At 34.9% G+C, this 3,778-nt stretch carries 2 protein-coding genes and 1 pseudogene; 1 reads left to right on the top strand and 2 read right to left on the bottom strand.

The annotated features are described in order from the left end of the window. Positions 1–313 precede the first annotated feature (313 nt). A pseudogene (locus J4P91_RS28440) lies at positions 314–481 on the top strand (GNAT family N-acetyltransferase); the annotation flags it as partial. 79 nt (positions 482–560) lie between these two features. Here J4P91_RS28440 and J4P91_RS28445 read toward each other — a convergent pair. Both J4P91_RS28445 and J4P91_RS28450 read right to left on the bottom strand, forming a co-directional pair. Then, positions 561–2,093: a cardiolipin synthase gene (locus J4P91_RS28445; RefSeq protein ID WP_207996763.1), complete on the bottom strand. Its 1,533-nt coding sequence runs from the start codon at positions 2,091–2,093 to the stop codon at positions 561–563. 313 nt (positions 2,094–2,406) lie between these two features. Continuing rightward, entirely contained in the window at positions 2,407–3,591 is a 1,185-nt protein-coding gene (locus J4P91_RS28450) for a YhgE/Pip domain-containing protein (protein WP_207996764.1), read from the bottom strand. Positions 3,592–3,778: the final 187 nt, after the last annotated feature.

Raw genomic sequence — 3,778 nt, forward strand, 5'->3', positions numbered from 1 at the left:
AAAGTGTTTTAAGGGTTTTTTAGTTTATTTGAACGAAAGTTCATTTTGTTTCCGTTCTTAAGTTGATGGGCATGGGGGTCACCATATCAAAAAAAGAAAATTGCACGTTTAGACACAATTTGGACACAAAATAACCGATTCCTTGTACGTTAAGGAATCGGTTATTTATTTTATCGCTTTTTTTAGGGTTTTTCTCTCGTAATGGTCTTAGATTATTGAAATTCGTTTTTTGGTTTAAGTTCCACACATAATCACCTGTCAATGTGATATACTCCCAACCAAGTGGGAATATATGTTGTAAACCACATGCTTTATATGTGAACGTCAAATCAATTCATATTTATATCGTGGTCTTATCTATGCTGCAAAAAAGGAAGAAAACGTAATAGGTGTGTATGTATTACTTGAGACAAGACCGCAAACAATGGAAATTATGAATCTTGCAGTTTTAGAAGAGTTACAAGGAAAAGGGATCGACAAGTAGTTGGTACAACATGCAATTCAAACATGATTATAAAAGAAAAAAGTAATCAAATTTGTTTAGATTACTTTTTTCGGAATTATAATAAAGGGGAAATTAGACGCATTAGGGATTCCAGTATTCGTTTTCGAATACTACGTTTTTGAAATGATTTCCATCGAATTTCAATTGAATGGTTAAAGTCCTCTTCAAAATCACGTTTAATATCAAGAACTGTCTTAGATTCATAAAGTACGCTAATGATTTCATAATTTAGTTCAAAGCTACGGACATCCATATTTGCTGTGCCAATTGTTGCAATTTTATCATCTACAAGTACAATTTTAGCATGCACAAAACCATCTTTATAGCTGTAAATTGAAGCACCGGCTTTTAGAAGTGGTGTGAAGTATGATTGAGATGCTAGATCACTAATGATTCTATCTCTCTTACCTGGATATAGAATGCGGACATCTATTCCAGCCATTGCACTTAAACGTAGTAATGTTAATGTTTCTTGATCCGGGATGAAGTAGGGCGTTGCGATCCAAATTGATTTCTTAGCAGAACCTATAACAGCAAGTAAAGTATTACGAATGTTTGTATCATCTGAACTTGGTCCACTTGCTACAATTTGAACAGCACCTTCTGCATGAGAATTTTCTTTACCTGGAAAGTATTTTGTATTCATAAATTGACTCCAAGAATAAGTATTTAAACCATTAGAGGCATAGAGCCAATCCTCAAGGAATATTGCTTGTAATTTGTACAATGCTTTTCCTTCTATTCTTAAGTGGCTGTCACGCCAAATTGGGAATTTTTTAGAACGACCAAGATACTCATCGCCAACGTTGAGTCCACCTGTAAAACCAATCTCTCCGTCTACAATGACAATTTTACGATGGTTACGATAATTTACTGTTTCAAGTGGCCGCCATGACGAAAAAACGGGATCAAATGCCATAACCTCAATTCCTGCATCTTTCATGGGTTGTAAGAAACGATTTCGTAATGAATTGCTTCCAATCCCATCATAAAGAAAGCGTACAATTACACCAGATTTTGCTTTCTTTATTAATGCATCGCGAATTTTTGTACCAATTTCATCTGCTCGATAAATATAGTATTGAATATGTATATGATGTGTAGCATTTTCAATAGCTTGTATAATGTTTGTAAATGTTTGATCCCCATTTGTTAAGAGTTTGGTTGTGGTATTATTGGCAACAGTACCGCCACCGAATTTTTGTACAACCTGTGTTAAATAAGTAGAGCGCTCACTTAATGAGGAAGTGAATGATAAATCTAGGCGTTTTCCTTCTAAAATCTCACGGAATAATTTTCTTTTCTCTTCTGAACGACGTAGATGCTTTTTTCTTCTCCAGCGACTTCGGCCAAAAAGACAGTACAAAAGTACACCACCAACAGGAAAAAGTGCTAATACTAAAAACCATGCTAAAGTACTTTGTGGGGAACGGTTTTCAATAAAAATAATGAAGGCAATTCCTACTAGTATGATAGACCATAGTACGCCGACAAAGTTGTATAGTGAGATAATGGATGTATCTAACAGAAAGAGAACGATAGAGACAAGTGTAAATACAAATAATAATTGAACTTTAGGATTTTTCATCTTTATAAAATTCACCTATTCTTTCTTAAATATAGGATTCGTATATGGAAGCTGTAATCTAATATTTTATTAGTGGTAATCACAGGGGTGCTGCTCTAGTCCTTCATATCATTTACATAAAATGTAATGGATTAATAAATTATGGAGTTTCTAAGACTCGTTTCTTCCAGTTTTCGCTAATGTATTATCCGATAAATGGAATTTTGTGATATTCCAGTTCCTTTTTAATGATGCTGAATAAAGTCGAGCGCATGAAAGCCAAAGAGATACAAGGGATTTCCCTTGTATCTCTTTGGCTATAGATTTACTCCCTTTACACTGACTCAATAGATAAAGAACCTTTTTGTTTATCTTTCCGTTTGAATACAGCCAGTACCATAATTATAAGAGATACAAGTCCAAGAAGCCCCATCGTCTGAACATATGAGCCTATCCTGTACCCGCCAAAGAAGAAGCTGCTACGAAATGCTTCTACACTGTACTTAAAAGGAGTCCAAGAATACAACCAGTGTTTTGTCACATCCGGAAGAAATTCGTGTGCCATTGATAAGATTGGCATAGAAAAGAAGAAGACTACCATTAATATTGGTACCCCGACACGCCCAATCCAGTTGAGTACTGCACTTTGCAAAAGGAAGAACATGAAGCCAAAGAAAAGGAACAATAAGAAAATTTCTCCTTGGTTCGGTATGCTTACACCGAGTATGGTATTAGCAATGAAAAGGGTTAAACTTGCAATTACTGTCACGAAAACAGAACCTGCAAGGACCTGTGATAAGACTGATTTTCCTGTAACACGTCCGTTTGTAAACTTTTGGACAGCTATAAATAAGACTAAGGAACTGATAAGAGTGGTAATCCATAAGATTTGTGTCAGCATAACAGGAATATTTCCATTACCTGTATATGCTTGAACTGGATGAATCAACTCCGTTTTAACAATAAATGGGCTTGCCAATAACTTTGCCTGTTCAGTTGTTAGTGTCATATTTCTTTGTGAAAGCTGATCAAGCAAGATATTACGGATATTTTCGTTTATCCCTCCAATGAGCTTATCAATCATTTGGCTCGAAACCATTGCGGCATTATAGTTCATTCCTTGATTCACCAAGACTTGTACCTCAGTTTGTTGTCCCTTAGGTGTGGTCAGCGATACAAGTTGCTGGGATATTTCTGGTGGAAACACAATGGCAGCGTAATACTTCTTATCTTTCATCCCTTGCAATACATCTTTTTTCGTTTGTAAGAACGTCCATTTAACTGTGCTTTGCTTATTTTGCAGAATTTGCTCTTTTATTTTATCTCCTAAATTTACACTTCCTTGTCCTGGTAAGTTCACACCTGTATCCTGTATTACCAGAGCGATCGGCAAGTCTTTTGGTACAGGATTAACAGTTGATCCCATAAAAGCAAAACTAGCGATGATAACAGCAGCTATAATACCTAACAAGCCACCTAGAACCATCTTTTGTTTAAAAAATTGCTTTACTGTAAGCATTTTTAAATTATTCCTCCTAGCATTCGTCTAACAAAAAAGATAGATAACGAACAATGTGTAGTTTATAATAAAATAATATAGTTTATAGCAGAATGGTGTAGTTTATAACGAAATCATGTTGTTTATAATGGAATTATATCGTTTTTTCTACAAAATTCAATTTACATTTAAGACATAAATGTAAGAT

Origin of the sequence: Bacillus sp. XF8, assembly GCF_017498755.1 — a bacterium.
GTDB lineage: Bacteria > Bacillota > Bacilli > Bacillales > Bacillaceae_G > Bacillus_A > Bacillus_A bingmayongensis.